This is a genomic window from Candidatus Goldiibacteriota bacterium, assembly GCA_016937715.1.
GTDB lineage: Bacteria > Oederibacteriota > PGYV01 > PGYV01 > PGYV01 > PGYV01.
Genome location: JAFGWA010000056.1, coordinates 1 through 20135, shown reverse-complemented (window position 1 = coordinate 20135; position 20135 = coordinate 1). Strand labels below are relative to the sequence as shown.

Here is a 20135-nt window from a genome sequence, read left to right as displayed (position 1 = left end):
TGATAAATAAGCATTATTAATGTTATAATAACAAAAATAAATAAAGGGGTAAAAATGCGGTTTGATTTTGAAATCACACAAAAGACATTAAAGAGCATAGCGGAAATAGAGCGCGTTAAAGGCGTGCTTGAAGCTATAAGTATAAATCAAGCCGGCCTTGATAGGCTTAGAAAACAGAGCGCGGCAACAGAATCACATTATTCAACTCACATAGAAGGCACTACGCTTACGCTAAAACAGTCAGAAAACATATTGCTTCGTAATAACCCGAAAGGAACCCGTAAGGATGATGCGCTTGAATTGATTAATTACATGAAAGCTTTTAATCTGGCGTCCAAAACAGGCAGAGTTAGAATTGGGGAAACTGATATTAAGAAATACCATTCAATACTTGTAAAAGGTGTAAGGGGAGAAGAAGCTTCTCCCGGTAAATACAGGATAAAACAAAATTATGTTGTTAATTCCGCCACAGGAGATGTTATATATACTCCGCCGCCGCCTGATAAAGTACCGGCGCTTATGAAGGATTTTTCTCTGTGGCTGTCAAAAAAAGATGAACTACACCCGGTTGTAAAATCCGCTATTGCGCAGTTCTGGCTTGTACATATACACCCGTTCAGGGATGGTAATGGCAGAGCGGCAAGGATTCTGTCGATGCTTATTTTATTCTCTGCCGGATATGATTTTAACAGGCTATTTACATTATCCGAATACTACGATAAAAACAGGCTTAAATATTATAATGCAATTCAGTCTGCAAGGGATACGGGCGGAGCGCCGGATTTAACACGGTGGATTGAATACTTTTGTGAAGGCTTGAAAATACAGCTTAAGGCAACTGAAAATACGGTAATAAAAAGTTCGGAGAAAAGTTCGGAGAAAAGTTCGGAGAAAATACTTGCCCTGTTTCGTAAGAATCCAAAGATGTCAGCCGCGCAAGCCGCTGAAATACTTGGCATGACAAGCCGTGGTGTTGAAAAACAGATTTCTGCGCTGAAAAAAGCAGGGAGATTGAAGAGGATAGGCGGGGATAAGGGCGGGGCTTGGGAGGTAAAAGGGAAATAGCAAATCATAAATGGGTATTAGATTGAAAACTATTAGATGAAATATTTGTTTGACAAATAAATGCCGGAATGTTATAAATATTACATCGATTAAAATTTAACGGAGGAAACAAATGGCACACGCGGCAATAGCAAAAATTAACGCCGCAACCATTCTGTCCTCTACAACCCTTTTACTAACAGTCACAGTCCTTCTAGTCGGATTAGTGCGACTTACAGTCGTCCTTTAACGGACAACTGGGCGCAAAAATCCGGCACCAACTTTAACAAACCCAATCAAAAACGATTTTTGCGCCGTAACAGGTCTTTTTTAAATTACGTATTTTTAAATACGTAAATCCTGAAAAAGGAGGTGCAAAGATATGGCAACGTGGAATGCTTCAGAGTACAGGAAAAATTCACAGAATCAGTACAGGTGGGGAATTGAACTTATAAAAAAAGCCCGTATTAAAGACGGCGAAAATGTTCTTGATGTCGGCTGCGGTGACGGCAAGATTACCGCTGTAATAAAAAAGGCGGCGGGTAAGGGTCAGGTTATTGGTATTGACAGTTCCGCCTCTATGATAAGGCTTGCCGGGCAGTTATTTCCTGCGGCAAATAATTCAACCCCGCGGTTTATTAAAAAAGATGCTAAAAGTATTGATTTTAAAGGGCTTTTTGACGTGGCATTCTCTAACGCCTGCCTTCACTGGATACATGGCCATGATAAAGTGCTTAAGGGCGTGAATAAAGCGCTGAAACCGGGAGGGCGGATATTTTTTCAGATGGGCGGCAGGGGCAATGCCGGCATTATGAACCGAAAAATGACTGAACTTACAAAGAGCGGAGAATGGAAAGAATATTTTAAAGGTTTCAAATTCCCATATTTTTTCCCGTCGCCGGGTGAATATAAAGCATTGCTTAAAAGAAATGGTTTTAAACCGGCAAAGGTAAGTATTATCCCGAAGACTGCTTTGCACAAAGGATATGAGGGGCTTTTTATGTGGCTGAAAACTACCTGGCTTCCATATACGCAACGGATACCGGCCGCAAAGAGAAATAAATTCATAAAAGAGTCAGCTTTGAGATTCATGGAAGAAACAGGACAAATTAACAAAGCCGTGGTTAAAATGGTAATGATGAGACTTCAGGTAGAAGCGGTAAAAACCCTAAAATAATAAGGGTTTTATGGTTGAAGCAACAGTCATTTTTTGATATAATTTTTAAGTTTTATCTTTACACTTAAATGGTTATTATCACGTAAAACAGGAGGATTATTATGAGAAGCGATAAGATGACAAAAGGTCCGGAGCGTGCTCCGCACAGGTCACTGTTTAAAGCTATCGGATACACGGACGAAGAATTAAAAAGGCCTATAATAGGCGTTGTAAATTCATTTAATGAAGTTATACCGGGGCATATTCACCTGAGAACAATTGCTGACGCTGTAAAAGCCGGAGTAAGAATGGCGGGCGGAACGCCTATGGAATTTCCGGTAATAGGCGTGTGCGACGGCATTGCCATGGGGCATCAGGGAATGAAGTATTCGCTTGTATCGCGCGAATATATTGCTGACAGTATAGAGATAATGTGTACGGCTTATCCTTTTGACGGGATTGTTTTTATACCGAACTGCGATAAAGTTGTTCCGGGAATGCTTATGGCTGCCGCGCGTTTAAATATTCCATGCGTGTTTGTAAGCGGCGGCGCGATGCTTGCGGGCAAATATAAAGGCAAAAATTACGACCTTATATCCGGCGGTTTTGAAGCTGTTGGCGAATGCGCCAACGGCAAGATAACAGAAAAAGAACTTGAAGCCATTGAAAACGTAAGCTGCCCGACTTGCGGTTCATGCTCCGGTATGTTTACCGCGAACACAATGAACTGCATGACAGAAGTGCTGGGACTGGGATTGCCGGGAAACGGAACTATTCCCGCTGTTTATTCCGAAAGGATAAGGCTTGCCAAAACAGCAGGCATGCAGGTTATGGAAATGGTGGAAAAAGATATTAAGCCGCGCGACATACTGACTGAAAAAGCTTTTGAAAACGCGTTCACGCTTGACGTGGCGCTTGGCGGTTCTACAAACACAATACTGCACCTGCCTGCAATAGCGCACGAAGCAGGATTTCAATTCGGGCTGGCCAAAATAAATGAAATAAGCGACAAGACACCCACGCTGTGCAAATTGTCACCTGCGCTTTTACCTACCGGCGGACAGCATTATATTCAGGACCTTTATGAAGCCGGCGGCGTGCAGGTGGTAATAAAAGAGCTTGCCAAAAAGAACCTTGTACATCTTGACCTTATGACGGTTACCGGAAAAAAGATAAAAGACAATATTAAAGATGTTGAAAATATAAATCCAAACGTGATAAGGACGCCGGATAACGCGTATTCACCAAAAGGCGGACTTGCCATATTGTTTGGAAATTTAGCTCCCGACGGCGCTGTTGTTAAACAGGCGGCTGTTGCTCCGGAGATGATGAAACGGGAGGCCAGGGCCAGGGTTTTTGAGTCCGAAGAAGACGCGCAAAAAGCGATTCTTGGGAAAAAGATCAAGCCCGGTGATGTAGTGGTTATAAGGTACGAAGGCCCCAAAGGCGGCCCCGGAATGCGCGAAATGCTTGCGCCCACCGCGGCAATAGCCGGAATGGGATTGGATAAAGAAGTCGCGCTTTTAACCGACGGCAGGTTTTCCGGCGGAACACGCGGAGCCGCAATCGGCCACGTATCGCCTGAAGCAATGGAAGGCGGCGTAATAGCGATAGTAAAAGAAGGCGACATAATTGAGATAAATATTCCGGAGAAAAAACTTGAATTAAAAGTTTCTCAGGATGAGATAGATAAAAGATTCGCGGTATGGACCTGCCCTGAACCGAAGATAAAAACAGGGGTTATCTACCGTTACGCTAAGAACGTAACTTCCGCGTCAACCGGCGCGGTTTTTAAAGATTAAAAAAATAAACATAAGGAGCCATTTATGAACGGAGCAAAAATATTACTTGAATGCCTGAAAAAAGAGGGCGTGGACACGGTTTTTGGATACCCGGGCGGCGTTGTACTTCCGCTCTTTGATGAAATCTATAATGAAAAAGCCATTAAGCTTGTGCTTGTACGCCACGAACAGGGCGCGGCGCATATGGCTGACGGTTATTCGCGTACAACCGGAAAGACAGGCGTATGCCTTGCAACATCGGGGCCGGGCGCAACAAATCTTGTTACCGGAATAGCCACTGCGTACATGGATTCAATTCCTATGGTTGCATTAACGGGTCAGGTTAACAGCAGCCTTATCGGCAATGACGCTTTTCAGGAAGCTGACATGGTGGGAATAACCCGCCCGATAGTTAAGCACAATTATCTTGTAAAAGATGTTAAGGATCTTGCGCAGACAATAAAAAACGCTTTTCACATAGCGTCCACCGGAAGGCCGGGGCCTGTTTTGGTTGACCTGCCTAAGGATGTTTTTACTTCGGAATTAGAATTTTCAAAATATCCTGACCAGCCGCTGTTAAGGGGATACAAACCCACTTATGAAGGCAGCAAAGTACAGATAAAGAAAGCGGCGGAGATGATAGAAAAAGCGCAGAGGCCGCTTCTGTACGTGGGCGGCGGAGTGACGCTTTCAAACGCGTCGGAAGAGCTTATTAAATTCGCGGAAAAGACGGATATCCCGATAACAACAACGCTTATGGCAATGGACGTTCTGCCTTCGGGCCATAGATTAAGCCTTGGAATGCTTGGAATGCACGGTACAAAGTACGCCAACTATGCTGTTCAGGAATCAGATCTGTTAATAGCGGTGGGCGCGCGTTTTGACGACAGGGTAACGGGCAAGGTTGCGGATTTTGCGCCGCATGCTGACATAATTCACATAGATATTGATCCTGCCGCGATAAGCAAGATTATCAAAGTGGACCTGCCGATTGTAGGTTCGGCAAAGAATATACTTCCGGAGCTTACAAAAGAAGTTAAGAAGAAAGAACACAAAGACTGGAATATGCAGATATCGCAGTGGAAGAAAGATTTCCCGCTGTCTTACCGCGACAGTGATGCGGAAATTAAGCCGCAGTATGTAATTCAGAAAATATCGCAGATGGTAAAAGATGACACTATTATTACCACAGAAGTCGGACAGCATCAGATGTGGGCCGCGCAGTTTTATGGATTCCGTAAGACCAGGACTTTTGTAACTTCCGGCGGCCTTGGTACTATGGGTTACGGTTTTCCGGCGGCAATAGGAGCGCAGGCAGGAAATCCGGACAAGCTTGTTATAGACATAGCCGGCGATGGTTCCATACAGATGAACATTCAGGAGCTTGCCACAGCTGTAAAATATAATTTCCCGGTAAAAGTTGTTATATTAAATAACGGTTTTCTTGGGATGGTAAGGCAGTGGCAGGAATTATTTTACGGGAAAAGGTATTCACATACAATAATTGACAACAGTGTTGATTTTGTAAAACTTGCGGAAGCATACGGCGCTAAAGGAATAAGGATTGAAAAAAAGCAGGATGTGAAAAAAGCTCTTAAAGAAGCATTTGAGTATAAAGGGCCGGTTTTAATGGATTTTATTACGGCACCGGAAGAAAACGTTTGGCCCATGGTTCCGGCAGGCGCGGCGCTTGGAAAAATGATAGAAGGAGAACTGGCCTAAACAGCCGGTTGGGTGAACTGACATGACAAAAACAAAAACAATTTCGGTAATAGTGGAAAACCAGCCGGGAGTGCTGGCAAGGATAGCAGGGCTTTTTTCCGGACGCGCGTACAACATTGATTCGCTTGCTGTCGGGGAAACGGAAGATAAGTCCACTTCGCGTATGACCATAATGGCAACCGGAGACGAACTTGTGCTGGACCAGATAGTAAAGCAGTTAAACAAATTGATAGACGTTATTAAAGTTGTGGATATGTCGCAGGAAAGCTATGTGGAAAGGGAGCTTGCGCTTATTAAGGTTAACGTGGCAGGCAAAGATAAAACAGAGCTGATGAATATTGTAAACGTGTTCAGGGCAAGGATAGTTGACGCCACAAACGAAACGTACATGATTGAAGTGACGGGAACAGACGAAAAGATTACAGCGCTGACGGAGCTTGTAAAACCTTTCGGCATTCAGGAAATGTCAAGGACAGGCGCTGTGGCGTTAACAAGGGGAAAAAGGTAAAAGTAAAAAAATGAAATATAAAAAACTTTTTGAAGGGAGAAATTAGAAATGAAAACTTACTATGACAAAGACGCAGATTTAAAGGTACTGAAAGGCAAAAAAGTGGCTGTTATCGGTTACGGTTCACAGGGCCACGCTCATTCGCTTAACATGAAGGACAGCGGAATTGACGTAAGGGTGGGTTTAAGAAAGACTTCCAAACACTGGGCGGAAGCAAAGAAAGCCGGTTTAAAGGTTGTTGAAATTGAACAGGCGGCAAAAGAAGCGGACGTAATAATGATGCTGGTTCCGGATCAGACACAGTCGGAAATTTATTACGCGCACATTGAAAAGTATTTAACAGAAGGCAAAGCGCTGGCTTTCGCGCACGGCTTCAGCATTCACTTTAAAGAAATCAAAGCTCCTAAAAATGTGGACATTATCATGATAGCCCCTAAAGGGCCGGGACACATGGTTCGCAGGGTTTACACGGAAGGAAAAGGCGTTCCGTCGCTTATCGCAATCTATCAGGATTTTACGGGCAATGCCAGAAAGATAGCGCTTTCCTACGCAAAGGCAATAGGCGGAACAAGGGCGGGCGTTCTTGAAACAACATTTAAAGAAGAGTGCGAAACAGACCTTTTCGGCGAACAGGTTGTGCTTTGCGGCGGCATCAGCTCTTTAATCATGGCGGGTTTTGAAACGCTTGTGGAAGCGGGATATGCCCCTGAAATGGCGTATTTTGAATGCCTTCACGAAACAAAGCTTATCGTGGATTTAATTTATGAGGGCGGAATAGCAAACATGAGGTATTCAATCTCTGATACCGCGAAATACGGCGACATTACACGCGGCCCAAGGATAGTAAACGCGGCAACAAAGAAAGAGATGAAAAAATGCCTTACTGAAATACAGACAGGCCAGTTTGCAAGGGAATGGATGGCGGAATACAGGGCGGGAAAACCGAACTTTAATAAGCTTCTTAAGAAAGACGCCAACCACCAGATAGAAAAAGTGGGAGCAAAGTTAAGGGCGATGATGGCGTGGAAACACAAATCGCTTATTGAAGGAAAGAAAAAGACAGCAAAGAAAGCAAAATAATAATTTCATATCCGGAAGAAAGCGCGGTTTAAAGCCGCGCTTTCTTCCGCCTAAATATAAGTTATATAAGGAGAAAAAAGATGGCACAGGATAAAGTAATCATATTTGACACAACCTTAAGGGACGGCGAGCAGGTACCGGGCGCGTCGCTTACAAAAAATGAAAAAATACAGATAGCCCTTCAGCTTGAAAAGCTTGGGGTTGATGTCATAGAAGCGGGTTTCCCAATGTCCTCGCCGGGAGATTTAATATCAGTTGCGGAAATAGCTAAAGCGGTAAAAAAGCCGATAATAGCCGGGCTTTGCCGCGCTGTGCGCAAGGATATTGACGCGTGCAGGGAAGCTTTTAAAAAGACAAGCAAAGGCCGCATTCATACTTTTATAGGCACTTCGCCGCAGCACGTGCATTACATCACCCGTACCACAGAAGAAGAAGTTCTCCGCAGGGCAATTGACGCGGTTAAATACGCAAGGAACTATTGCGGCGATGTTGAATTTTCCGCAATGGACGCCACGCGCACGGATTTTGACTACCTTTGCAGAATAGTGGAAGAAGTAATTAAAGCCGGCGCGCGCACCGTGGACATTCCGGACTCCGTAGGCTACGCTGAACCATACGAATACGGCAACCTGATTAAAAAACTTATGAACACAGTCCCGAATATAAACAAAGCCGTGATTGCGGTTCACTGCCACAACGACCTTGGTATGGCAACGGCAAATTCGCTTATGGCTGTCTTAAACGGCGCCAGGCAGGTTGAATGTACCATCAACGGGCTGGGAGAACGCGCGGGCAACGCGGCGCTGGAAGAAATTGTAATGGCAATGCGTGTAAGAAAAGATATTTATAAAACTGTTACAAATATTAATACAGAAGAAATTTACAGGACATCAAAACTTGTCACCAGGCTGACCGGTATGCCTGTTCAGCCGAATAAATCTGTTGTGGGTGAAAATGCCTTTGCGCACGCTTCAGGAATTCATCAGGATGCCATTTTAAAGCACGAATCCACTTTTGGCATAATGACTCCGCAGGATATAGGTATTCCGGGTCATGAATTGGTACTGACAGCGCGTTCCGGCAAACACGCGCTGCAGCACAGGCTGAACTATCTTGGCTATAAAATTGGCGAAGCGCAGCTGCCTGATACGTATGCTAAATTTCTGACAATTGCTGATAAGAAAAAAGAAGTTTTTGACGAGGACCTTGTACGTATGATGGAAGGAAATGACGCAAGCTCGCACGGCATTTACAATCTGGATTATATTTATGTGGCAACGGGAAATAAAATAGTGCCGACAGCCACCCTTGAAATAACCAAAGACGGAAAGTCGTGCACGAAAGCGGCAATAGGCGACGGGCCGGTGGACGCTATGTACAAAGCAATAAACGAAATAACCGGAGAGACAAACCTTAAGCTTACGGATTACCAGATAAAGGCGGTCACAAAAGGCACGGAAGCTATGGGCGAAGTAACTGTCAGAGTGGCAAAAGAATCAAATGAAGTTACAGGGCGCGGCGCTTCAACAGATATTCTTGAAGCAAGCGCGAAAGCGTACCTGTCGGCCATTACCAAGCTTTCCATGGAAAAGAAAAATTCGGATACAAAGAAAGCTGCGGTAAAGAAAGCAAAAAAGAAAAAAGCGGCAAAAAAATAATATAAGCAAAAGGAGCGAAGATAATGGGAATGAACATTGCGGAAAAGATATTGGCCGCCAAAAGCGGTAAGAAACAGGTGGAACCGGGCGAACTGGTGATAGCGGATATTGACCTTGTACTGGCAAATGACATCACCGCGCCCATTGCAATAAAGGAATTTAAAGGCGCCGGCGCCACAAAAGTATGGGACCGCACAAAAGTCGCGCTTGTACCTGATCATTTTACCCCGAACAAGGATATAAAGTCGGCGGAACAGGCAAAGATGTTAAGGGAATTCGCCCGCGAACAGAAAATTACGCATTACTATGACCAGTCAGACGTCGGCATAGAGCATGCGCTTCTGCCGGAACAGGGTGTGGTAGTGCCGGGAGACCTTGTAATAGGCGCGGATTCACATACCTGCACATACGGAGCGCTTGGCGCGTTTGCAACCGGCGTAGGCTCAACTGACGCGGCTTTCGGTATGATGACAGGAAAAGCGTGGTTCAAGGTACCGCCTTCAATAAAATTTATATATAAAGGAAAGCTTAATAAATGGGTAAGTTCAAAAGATTTAATACTTTACACCATTGGTGATATCGGAGTTGACGGAGCTCTGTATAAAGCTATGGAATTTACAGGGCCGGTTATTGATAAACTTTCAATGGACGCAAGGCTGACAATTTCCAACATGGCGATAGAAGCCGGCGGAAAAGCGGGCCTTATGAATCCGGATGAGACCACTATGGAATATGTAAAAAAGCGAGCCGAGCATAAATGGAAAGTATACACAAGCGATAAGGACGCGAAATATGAAAATATTATAGAGTATGACTGCTCTAAAATAGAACCTGTGGTATCGTGCCCGCATCTGCCGGAAAATACAAAACCCGCTTCAAAACTTTCCAAAATAGCGGTTGATCAGTCGGTTATTGGTTCCTGCACAAACGGAAGAATGGAAGATTTAAGGATAGCCGCCAAAATTTTAAAAGGCAAAAAGATAAATTCCCGTGTAAGGTGCCTTATATTCCCGGGAACAAAAGAGATTTACATGCAGGCGATACATGAAGGGCTTGTGGATATTTTTGTCGGCGCGGGCGCCATATTCAGCATGCCCACATGCGGGCCGTGCCTTGGAGGCCATATGGGAATTCTGGCAAAAGGCGAAGTTGCAATTTCAACCACTAACAGAAATTTTGTGGGCAGGATGGGTCATACGGAATCATCGGTATACCTTTCTTCACCGGCAGTAGCTGCAGCATCGGCCATCCTTGGCAGGATAGGCACACCTGATGAGATTAAAAAATAACGGAGGATAACATGAATATAAAAGGGAAAGTATGGAAGTTTAAGGATGACGTTGATACGGATCTTATAATTCCTGCAAGGTATTTAAATACATCCGACCCTGTGGAACTTGCAAAGCACTGCATGGAAGACGCGGATAAAACTTTTGCGGGCAAGGTAGGCAAGGGCGATATAATCGTGGCGGGAAAAAATTTCGGCTGCGGAAGCTCGCGCGAACACGCGCCTGTTGCCATTAAAGCTGTCGGCGTGTCATGCGTTATAGCAAAGGATTTTGCCAGGATTTTTTACAGAAATTCATTTAATATCGGCCTGCCCATATTTGAATCTGAAGAAGCGTCCGCAAAGATTGCCGAGGGCGATACCGTGGAAATAGACGCGGCCAAGGGCATAATTAAAAACATTACAAAAAACGAAACATACAAAGTAAAACCCATTCCGCCTTTTATGCAGGAACTTGTGGAAGCGGGCGGGCTTTTAAAGTACGCTAAGACAAAGTATAAGATTAAATAAGAAGTTAAAAATCAGATAAAACTGAAAAAATTAAAAGGAGAATCAGAATGGCCAAGTCAAAGTCGTACAACATAGCTTTAATGCCGGGAGACGGAACAGGACCTGAAGTTTTAGCGGAGGGATTAAAGGTATTAAAAGTTGCCGGAGCAAAGTACGGGGTAAAATTAAATTTAGAGAAGTATGATTTTGGCGGGGAAAGATATAAAAAGACGGGGGAAACACTGCCCGATTCAGCGATAGAAGAATTAAAGAAATCAGACGCCATTTATCTTGGCGCCATAGGCCATCCGGACGTAAAACCGGGAATACTGGAACTTGGCATACTTTTAAAATTACGTTTTGCCCTTGACCAGTACATTAACTTAAGGCCGGTAAAACTTTATCCAAATGTGGACACTCCGCTTAAAGATAAAGGGCCGGAACACATTGATTTTGTTGTAATCAGGGAAAATTCAGGCGGCATATACACGGGAATGGGCGGAGTGGCGCAAAAAGGAACGCAGAACGAAGTTGCCACACAGGTTATGGTTTATACAAGGCCGGTAGTTGACCGCTGTTTAAAGTATGCTTATGAGTTCACAAAAAAGAGAAACAGCAAAAAGAAAATGCTTACGCTTGTACATAAAAACAATGTATTAACACACTGCGGCGACCTGTGGGTAAGGGCGCACAAAGAAATGGGCGACAAATATTATAAGGGAATCAAGCAGGATTACGCGCACGTGGACGCGACCACAATGTGGTTTGTAAAGAATCCGGAATTTTTTGATGTTATAGTGACAGAAAACCTGTTCGGCGATATCATCACTGACCTTGGCGCCATGATTCAGGGCGGCATGGGAATAGCAGCCGGCGGAAACATCAATCCGGAAGGCGTTTCAATGTTTGAACCTATCGGCGGTTCAGCGCCAAAGTATACCGGCAAGAACGTTATCAATCCGCTTGCGGCAATAAACGCGGGCGCGATGATGATGGATACGCTTGGCGAAACAAAGATGGCAAAGTCAATTGACAACGCGGTAACCGCAGCGCTTGCTTCCGGTAAAATTAAAAGCATGTCTGCCGGAAGAATGGGAATGGGAACAAAAGAAATGGGTGATTTTGTAGCGTCACTTGTTAAATAAAATAAATTAATATATAAGGAGAAGGCAGATGAGCAAACAATATAATGTGGCCATTATGGGCGCCACCGGCGCTGTCGGCGAGATAATGAGGGACATTCTTGAAGAAAGAAAGTTTCCGGTAAAAGATATAAAGTTTCTGGCATCAGAGCGTTCAAAAGGCAAAAAAATGCAGTATCAGGGCAGGGATGTGGAAATTGAGGTTTTAAGCCCTGATTCATTTAAGGGCGTTGATATTGTCCTTGCGTCGGCGGGCGCGTCTGTCAGCAAAGAGTACGTTAAACACATACTGGATGCAAAGGCGCTTATAATTGACAACAGTTCCGCTTTCAGAATGGATGACGATGTGCCTCTTGTAGTGCCGGAAGTAAACCCGGAAGATATCAGGCTGAACAAAGGTATTATTGCCAATCCTAACTGTTCCACCATTATTATGCTTGTTCCAATCAAGCCTATTCATGACAAGGCAAAGATAAAAAGGATTGTGGTTTCAACTTATCAGGCAACGTCAGGCGCCGGCGCAAAAGGAATGATGGAGCTTGAACAGCAGACAAAAGACTGGGCGGCAGGAAAAGAAATTAAAGTGGATAAATTTGCTTACCAGATACTGTTCAACCTTATTCCGCACATTGATGTGTTCTATGAGGACGGCTATACAAAAGAAGAAATGAAAATGGTAAACGAAACACGCAAAATAATGCACGCGCCGGATATGCAGATAACAGCAACCACGGTGCGTGTACCGTGCCTGCGTTCGCATTCAGAGTCAGTAAACATTGAAACAGAAATTAAGCTTACGGCAAAAGAAGCGCGCGAACTTCTTGAAAAAGCACAGGGAGTTACCGTGCAGGATGATATTCACAATAAAAAATATCCTATGCCGCTTTTTGTATCCGGGAAAGACGATGTTTACGTGGGCCGCATAAGGGAAGACTTCTCCATAGACAAAGGCATTAACCTTTGGGTTGTGGGCGACCAGTTAAGAAAAGGCGCCGCGTTAAACGCGGTTCAGATTGCTGAAGTTGTGGCAAAAGAAGGCCTTAAATAAGAAGTAAAAACCCCGCCTGAATAAGGCGGGGTTTTTTAATATCAGGAGGTAATAATAATATGATAGCGCGTTATACAAGGCCGGAAATGGGCAAGCTTTGGACAGAAGACGCAAAGTATCAGTCCTGGCTTGATGTTGAAGTTGCGGTGTGTCAGGCCTGGGCAAAAAAGGGAAAAATACCAAAAAAAGATATGGCCAGTATAAAAAAGAATGCCGCGTATAATGTGAAACAGATTGAAAAAATAGAAGCTGTGGTAAGGCACGATGTAATTGCGTTTTTGACATCTGTGTCAAAACACGTGGGTGCTTCTTCGCGTTACGTGCATATGGGCATGACTTCGTCTGACCTTGTGGATTCCGCGATGGCATTAAGAATGGTAAAGGCGTGTGACATTATAATAGAAGGGCAGAAAAAACTTACAGCGGCCTTAAAAAAACTTGCGGTAAAACACAAATATACGGTAATGATAGGCAGGTCGCACAATATTCACGCTGAACCGATTACATTCGGGCTTAAAGTGCTTATATGGTACTTTGAAGGAAAAAGAAATTTAGAAAGGCTTATTGCCGCAAAAGAAGAAATCCGCGTGGGAAAAATATCCGGTGCTGTGGGCAATTACGCCAATATAGACCCGGCAATTGAACTTGACGCGCTTACAAGAGTGGGTTTAAAAAGGGCGGAAATAGCAAATCAGATAATTCAGCGCGACAGATACGCGGCTTTAATGAATGCCATGGCTGTTGCCGCGGCATCTATTGAAAAAATAACCGTAAATTTAAGGTTAATGCAGCACAGCGAGATTTTAGAGACAGAAGAACCATTCGCAAAAGGGCAAAAGGGCAGTTCCGCTATGCCGCATAAAAGAAACCCTGTGGTATGTGAAAATCTGTCCGGACTTGCAAGAATAGTAAGGACTAACGCGCTTGCGGCAATGGAAAACATAGCGCTTTGGCACGAACGCGATATTTCGCACAGCTCTGTTGAAAGAATTGCCGTACCGGACAGCTTTATTCTTATGGATTACATGCTGTCTAAATGCACCTGGATTATTGAAAATTTAAGTGTCTTTCCAAAGAATATGATACGCAATATGAACCATTTAAAGGGCCTTGTTTTCAGCCAGCAGGTGCTGTTAACCCTTATTTCCAAGGGTATATCAAGGGAAGACGCCTATAAGATAGTTCAGACAAACGCCATGAAAATATGGGCCGGAGATCCGGAAGATTTTAAAACAAAGCTTTTAAATGATGAAAAAGTGGTTTCAAAGATGTCAAAAGCTGAAATTGAGGGTATTTTTAATGTTGATTATTACCTGAAGAATGTGGAAGAGTTTTATAAAAGAATGTAAGAAAAAATATATCCCAAAGCCGCGGATTAAAATCCGCGGCTTTTTTTATTAATAGCCGGTCAGAACCCCCTTAATTTAATTGATAAATACGGGTTTTTATATTTATTATAATATTACAGGGTTTGGGTATATTTTTTCAGAAGCACCGCAAATTGGTATTCTTGCATGTAAACAAACTTGAAATCATTGGAGAGGTTAACGTCATTAGCTATCGGGAGCTTGCAGCGCATACAAATATGCCGCTGTGGTAATACATCCGGATAGGCAGATATAAAGTTTTTTGAGCGGTGCATCTGAAAAAAATATATCCAAACCCTGTTTTATACTTGATTTTAATAATTAATCAAAACAAAATAAAAACCTTTAAAATAAGCGGGTTTGTTCTGAAATTCCGCGATAATTAAATTTGGCATACTTGTCATTAAAGCGGCAATATACGGATAGATATTCTTTTGCGTAAATCAAAATAAAAAGTTATTCTAAATATAAGTTATATGCAAAATATATAACACATATGATTATTATCAAATAATGCTGTTATTGCTGCGTAATATGCGAGAAATGGGCATATAAAAATAAATGAAAATAATTTGTTTTTTTTGTTGACAAGTATTTGTAAATTTGATATTATCACTCTCACGTTGATGAAAGAGAAACAACACGTTCTTTAAAAAAGAATTAAGAGCAGCGCGGTGAAAAGAAAAGTACCGCAGACGAAAATTAAAAACAGGCTTGTTAAAGCGGCAAAAAATAAATTAAAAATAATTTAAAATTTTTGTTGACAAACGAAGTTGTTTTTGGTAAAGTTTGAATGTAGCTAGCAGTTAAGCAAAACTACAGAGCAAGTTCTTAAAAAGCACATAAAGTGTGACAGGGATAGTTTGCGCCGTTTTTTGCGTGTCCGCAAAAATCTTTTGAATAAAAAGGTTTTTCCGGATACGCAGATAATCAGAATGAATTTCAAAATTTCATCTGAAAGCAAAAAACACAAATGTCCCTTGAACAGGATATTTTTGTCTGTTCTTTACCAGATTACTATAGAATAGATTGAGTTTCGCCTGTAAGCAGAATCAATAGTTCATTGGAGAGTTTGATTCTGGCTCAGGACTAACGTTGGCGGCGTGCCTAATACATGCAAGTCGAACGGGATACTTAGCAGCAATGTTAAGTGTTCAGTGGCAAACGGGTGAGTAATGCATAGGTAACATACCTTAAAGACGGGGACAACTATCCGAAAGGATAGCTAATACCGGATGTGATTGCGGGATCTCAAGGTTCTGCAATTAAAGGGCGGCCTCTATTTATAAGCTGTCGCTTTAAGATTGGCCTATGTCCCATCAGCTAGTTGGTAGGGTAATGGCCTACCAAGGCTGCAACGGGTAGCCGGCCTGAGAGGGCGATCGGCCACACTGGAACTGCGACACGGTCCAGACTCCTACGGGAGGCAGCAGTAGGGAATTTTCCACAATGCCCGCAAGGGTGATGGAGCGACGCCGCGTGAGGGATGAAGGTCTTCGGATTGTAAACCTCTTTCGTTTGGGAATAAGGTTTCAGCACTAATATTGCTGAAATTTGACGGTACCGAAGGAAGAAGCTACGGCTAACTCTGTGCCAGCAGCCGCGGTAATACAGAGGTAGCGAACGTTGTCCGGATTTACTGGGCGTAAAGGGCTTGTAGGTGGCCATATAAGTCAGTTGTGAAATCGTTCTGCTCAACAGAACAATTGCTTCTGATACTGTATGGCTTGAGTGCAGGAAGGGAAAATGGAATTTCCGGTGTAGCGGTGAAATGCGTAGATATCGGAAAGAACACCTGTGGCGAAGGCGGTTTTCTGGCCTGCAACTGACACTGAGGAGCGAAAGCTAGGGGAGCAAACAGGATTAGATACCCTGGTAGTCCTAGCTGTAAACGGTGTACATTAGGTGTGGGAGATTCATTTCTTCCGTGCCGACGCTAACGCATTAAATGTACCGCCTGGGAACTACGGCCGCAAGGTTGAAACTCAAAGAAATTGACGGGGGTCCGCACAAGTGGTGGAGCATGTGGTTTAATTCGACGCTACGCGAAGAACCTTACCTGGGCTTGACATTCTTATGATCGCTTTGTGAAAGCTTAGCTTTCTGCCCGCAAGGGTAGACATTTGAACAGGTGTTGCATGGTTGTCGTCAGCTCGTGCCGTGAGGTGTTGGGTTTAGTCCTCTAACGAGCGCAACCCCTATTGCTAGTTGCCAGCGGGTAATGCCGGGAACTCTAGCGAGACTGCCCGGGATAACCGGGAGGAAGGAGGGGATGACGTCAAATCATCATGGCCCTTATGTCCAGGGCTACACACGTGCTACAATGGCAGATACAAAGGGTCGCAAAATCGCGAGATGGAGCCAATCCCAAAAAGTCTGCCTCAGTTCGGATTACAGTCTGCAACTCGACTGTATGAAGCTGGAATCACTAGTAATCGCGGGTCAGCTACACCGCGGTGAATACGTTCCCGGGCCTTGTACACACCGCCCGTCACGCTACGAAAGTTGTTTGTACCAGAAAACTCTGATTCAACCGCAAGGAGATAGGAGGCTAAGGTATGAGCAATGATTGGAGCGAAGTCGTAACAAGGTAGTCGTACCGGAAGGTGCGGCTGGATCACCTCCTTTCTAAGGAGTATTTTTTAAAAAATTGGTGTTGTTAAGAATCTGCTACGGCGAACTCAATCTATCTATAATAATATAGGCTAAACGCAATCTGGGCCTTTAGCTCAGTTGGTTAGAGCACTGTGTTGATAACGCAGGGGTCGATGGTTCGAGTCCATCAAGGCCCACCATTTTTCATGTTGGTGGGTAACTGAGAAACTCGGCCGGATTCGAATTGCGAATTAAAATTACGGGCAGCATGTTATAGTGCTGTCTGCTCTTAAAGTGTGGGGATGTAGCTCAGCTGGGAGAGCACCTGGTTTGCAACCAGGACGTCGCAGGTTCGATCCCTGTCATCTCCACCAAAAAATTTAATTCGGATGACAGAATAAAGATTGCCAATAGCCGGTAACCGTAAACGCGCACTAATGCACGTTTTCGGGTACCGGCCTTATAAGCCGGTTTAACGCTCATTGAAAGAGTAAGTATCAGAGATGCAGGTAATAAAATTAATTACGCTGAGAAATATATAGCGCTAAGACATTGTAATGTGGTCAAGCTACTAAGGGCACACAGGGGATGACTTGGTGTCAGGAGGCGATGAAGGACGTGACAGGCTGCGATATGCTTCGGTTAGGTGCCAATAACCTTTGAGCCGAAGATTTCCGAATGGGGTAACCTTACAGGCTAATACCCTGTAATCCTTAACTGAATACATAGGTTAAGGACGCGAACCCGGGGAAGTGAAACATCTCAGTACCCGGAGGAAGAGAAAAAGAAATTGATTTCCCTAGTAGTGGCGAGCGAACGGGAAACAGCCCAAACCGTGCTTGTGTCAAGCTTGCAGGCGTTGCAAACGCGGTGTTGTAGGAAGGTTCCGGAGTGACTGCTAACGCTCCATAGAGTTACAAAGTTTTCTTCTATTCGAACGATGCTGGAAGGGTCGGCCACAGAAGGTGAAAGCCCTGTAGAAAAAAGAAGAAGACCTCTAAGACTTTTCCTGAGTACCACGGGACACGAGAAATCTTGTGGGAATCCGGCCGGACCACCGGCCAAGGCTAAATACTACCTGACAACCGATAGTGAACCAGTACCGTGAGGGAACGTTGAAAAGTACCCCTTTTAGGGGAGTGAAATAGTACCTGAAACTGTGTGCTTACAAGCGAAGGAAGGACTATGTATGTTTGTTTATGGGCTTCGGTTCATAAATGGATATACAGTCTGCCCTTGTGCCTTTTGCTTAATGAGCCGGCGAGTTAATTGTTGTGGCAAGGTTAAGTTCCTCGCGGAACGGAGCCGTAGCGAAAGCGAGTATGAAAGTGCGCTCAGTCGCAATAATTAGACCCGAAGCCAGGTGATCTAAGCGTGGTCAGGATGAAATTCTGGTAACACAGAATGGAGGTCCGAACTGGTGGTTGTTGCAAAAACCTCGGATGAACTGCGTTTAGGAGTGAAAAGCTAATCGAACCTGGTGATAGCTGGTTCTCCTCGAAATAGCTCTAGGGCTAGCCTCATGTGTGTTTAACGGGGGTAGAGCACTAAATAGGCTAGGGGCGATAACCTCGTTACCAAACCTAATTAAACTCCGAATACCGTTAAATGAATCATGGGAGTCAGAACGTGTGGGCTAAGCTTCACGTTCAAAAGGGAAACAGCCCAGACCATCAGCTAAGGTCCTTAAGTACCGCTTAAGTGGAAAAGGATGTGGAATTACTCAGACAGCTAGGATGTTGGCTTAGAAGCAGCCATCATTTAAAGAGTGCGTAATAGCTCACTAGTCAAGTGATTCTGCGCCGACAATATAACGGGGCTCAAAGCGGTCACCGAAGCTATGGAATTGAAAAATTGGTAGGGGAGCGTTCCAGTGTAGGTTGAAGCGAGACCGGAAGGACTCGTCGACGAACTGGAAGTGAAAATGCCGGCACGAGTAGCGTAAATTTAGGTGAAAAACCTATAGGCCGTAAATCTAAGGTTTCCTCGAGCTAGGTTAATCCGCTCAGGGTTAGTCGGGATCTAAGTCCAGGCCGAAAGGCGTAGGCGATGAACAAGCAGTTAATATTCTGCTACCAGCTAATGTTCGTTATCACGATGGAGTGACGCAGAAAGATAGGTAGGCCTGTTATTGGATTCAGGTCCAAGCATTCAGGGTGTTATCCAGGCAAATCCGGATAACGTTAGCCCGAAGTGTGATGGGGATCCTTCGTAAGAAGGAGAAGTTACTGATTCTACGCTGCCAGGAAAAGCTTCTAAGGAGAACATTGGCTGCCCGTACCGCAAACCGACTCTGGTAGATGGGGAGAACATCCCAAGGCCCTCGAGATATTGCCTCAAAAGGAACTCGGCCAACTCACCCCGTAACTTCGGGAGAAGGGGTGCCCCTCCGCGTTAAGGGATTCGTTCCCGTAAGCGTGAAGGGGCCGCAGTAAATAGTCCCAGGCGACTGTTTAACAAAAACACAGGACTCTGCTAACACGAAAGTGGATGTATAGGGTCTGACGCCTGCCCGGTGCTGGAAGGTTAAGGGGAGCTGTCAGTCGCGCAAGCGAGGAAGCAGTCAACCGAAGCCCCAGTAAACGGCGGCCGTAACTATAACGGTCCTAAGGTAGCGAAATTCCTTGTCAGGTAAATTCTGACCTGCACGAATGGCGTAACGATCTGGGAACTGTCTCTTGGGGCAGCTCGGCGAAAATGTAGTAGCGGTGAAGATGCCGCTTACCTGCAGTGGGACGGAAAGACCCTATGAAGCTTTACTATACCTTGACATTGATTCTTGGTTGAACATGTGTAGGATAGGTGGGAGACTTTGAGGCTTTGGCGCCAGCCAAGGCGGAGTCGTCGTTGAAATACCACCCTTGTTTTATTGAAAATCTAACTGTATCCAGTGAAACCTGGTGCAGAACACTGTCTGGCGGGTAGTTTGACTGGGGCGGTCGCCTCCAAAAGAGTAACGGAGGCGCTCTAAGGTACCCTCAGCGCGGTCAGCAATCGCGCTAATGAGTGCATTGGCATAAGGGTGCTTAACTGCGAGACATACACGTCGAGCAGGTGCGAAAGCAGGACAAAGTGATCCGGTGGTTCTGTGTGGAAGGGCCATCGCTCAGCGGATAAAAGCTACTCTAGGGATAACAGGCTGATCCTATCCGAGAGTTCACATCGACGATAGGGTTTGGCACCTCGATGTCGGCTCATCACATCCTGGGGCTGAAGAAGGTCCCAAGGGTTCGGCTGTTCGCCGATTAAAGTGGTAC

The 20135-nt window shown here is 44.6% G+C and carries 12 protein-coding genes, 2 tRNA genes and 2 rRNA genes; all 16 read left to right on the top strand.

All coding sequences use genetic code 11. The annotated features are described in order from the left end of the window. The first annotated feature begins 54 nt into the window (after window positions 1-54). On the top strand, window positions 55-1065 hold the full coding sequence (locus JXR81_06515; protein MBN2754504.1) for a Fic family protein: 1011 nt from the start codon (window positions 55-57) through the stop codon (window positions 1063-1065). Window positions 1066-1426: 361 nt separating this feature from the next. After that, the gene (locus JXR81_06510; protein ID MBN2754503.1) at window positions 1427-2221 is read left to right on the top strand and encodes a methyltransferase domain-containing protein; all 795 of its coding nucleotides are present in this window, start codon (window positions 1427-1429) and stop codon (window positions 2219-2221) included. A 101-nt stretch (window positions 2222-2322) separates the two neighbouring features. Then, window positions 2323-4002 (top strand): dihydroxy-acid dehydratase, encoded by a 1680-nt coding sequence (gene ilvD, locus JXR81_06505; GenBank protein ID MBN2754502.1) that lies wholly within the window; start codon window positions 2323-2325, stop codon window positions 4000-4002. 24 nt (window positions 4003-4026) lie between these two features. After that, complete coding sequence (gene ilvB, locus JXR81_06500; GenBank protein MBN2754501.1) at window positions 4027-5703, top strand: biosynthetic-type acetolactate synthase large subunit; 1677 nt, start codon at window positions 4027-4029, stop codon at window positions 5701-5703. Window positions 5704-5725: 22 nt separating this feature from the next. Then, window positions 5726-6211, top strand: a complete 486-nt coding sequence (gene ilvN, locus JXR81_06495; GenBank protein ID MBN2754500.1) for an acetolactate synthase small subunit — start codon at window positions 5726-5728, stop codon at window positions 6209-6211. 48 nt (window positions 6212-6259) lie between these two features. Next, a complete protein-coding gene (ilvC, locus tag JXR81_06490) occupies window positions 6260-7291 on the top strand; it encodes a ketol-acid reductoisomerase (protein ID MBN2754499.1) in 1032 nt (343 codons plus the stop codon). An 80-nt stretch (window positions 7292-7371) separates the two neighbouring features. After that, a complete protein-coding gene (locus tag JXR81_06485; protein ID MBN2754498.1) occupies window positions 7372-8949 on the top strand; it encodes a 2-isopropylmalate synthase in 1578 nt (525 codons plus the stop codon). Between the two features lie 23 nt (window positions 8950-8972). Beyond that, on the top strand, window positions 8973-10238 hold the full coding sequence (gene leuC / locus JXR81_06480; GenBank protein MBN2754497.1) for a 3-isopropylmalate dehydratase large subunit: 1266 nt from the start codon (window positions 8973-8975) through the stop codon (window positions 10236-10238). An 11-nt stretch (window positions 10239-10249) separates the two neighbouring features. Next, window positions 10250-10747 (top strand): 3-isopropylmalate dehydratase small subunit, encoded by a 498-nt coding sequence (gene leuD, locus JXR81_06475; GenBank protein MBN2754496.1) that lies wholly within the window; start codon window positions 10250-10252, stop codon window positions 10745-10747. A 47-nt stretch (window positions 10748-10794) separates the two neighbouring features. Then, complete coding sequence (locus tag JXR81_06470) at window positions 10795-11871, top strand: 3-isopropylmalate dehydrogenase (protein MBN2754495.1); 1077 nt, start codon at window positions 10795-10797, stop codon at window positions 11869-11871. Window positions 11872-11899: 28 nt separating this feature from the next. Continuing rightward, a complete protein-coding gene (locus JXR81_06465) occupies window positions 11900-12916 on the top strand; it encodes an aspartate-semialdehyde dehydrogenase (protein MBN2754494.1) in 1017 nt (338 codons plus the stop codon). A 59-nt stretch (window positions 12917-12975) separates the two neighbouring features. Further along, window positions 12976-14265, top strand: a complete 1290-nt coding sequence (locus JXR81_06460) for an adenylosuccinate lyase (protein ID MBN2754493.1) — start codon at window positions 12976-12978, stop codon at window positions 14263-14265. A 1078-nt stretch (window positions 14266-15343) separates the two neighbouring features. Further along, window positions 15344-16911: ribosomal RNA gene (locus tag JXR81_06455) — 16S ribosomal RNA — on the top strand. Between the two features lie 90 nt (window positions 16912-17001). Beyond that, window positions 17002-17078: transfer RNA gene (locus JXR81_06450), tRNA-Ile, on the top strand. Between the two features lie 98 nt (window positions 17079-17176). Then, window positions 17177-17252, top strand: a tRNA-Ala gene (locus JXR81_06445). A 187-nt stretch (window positions 17253-17439) separates the two neighbouring features. After that, window positions 17440-20135, top strand: a 23S ribosomal RNA gene (locus JXR81_06440); the annotation flags it as partial.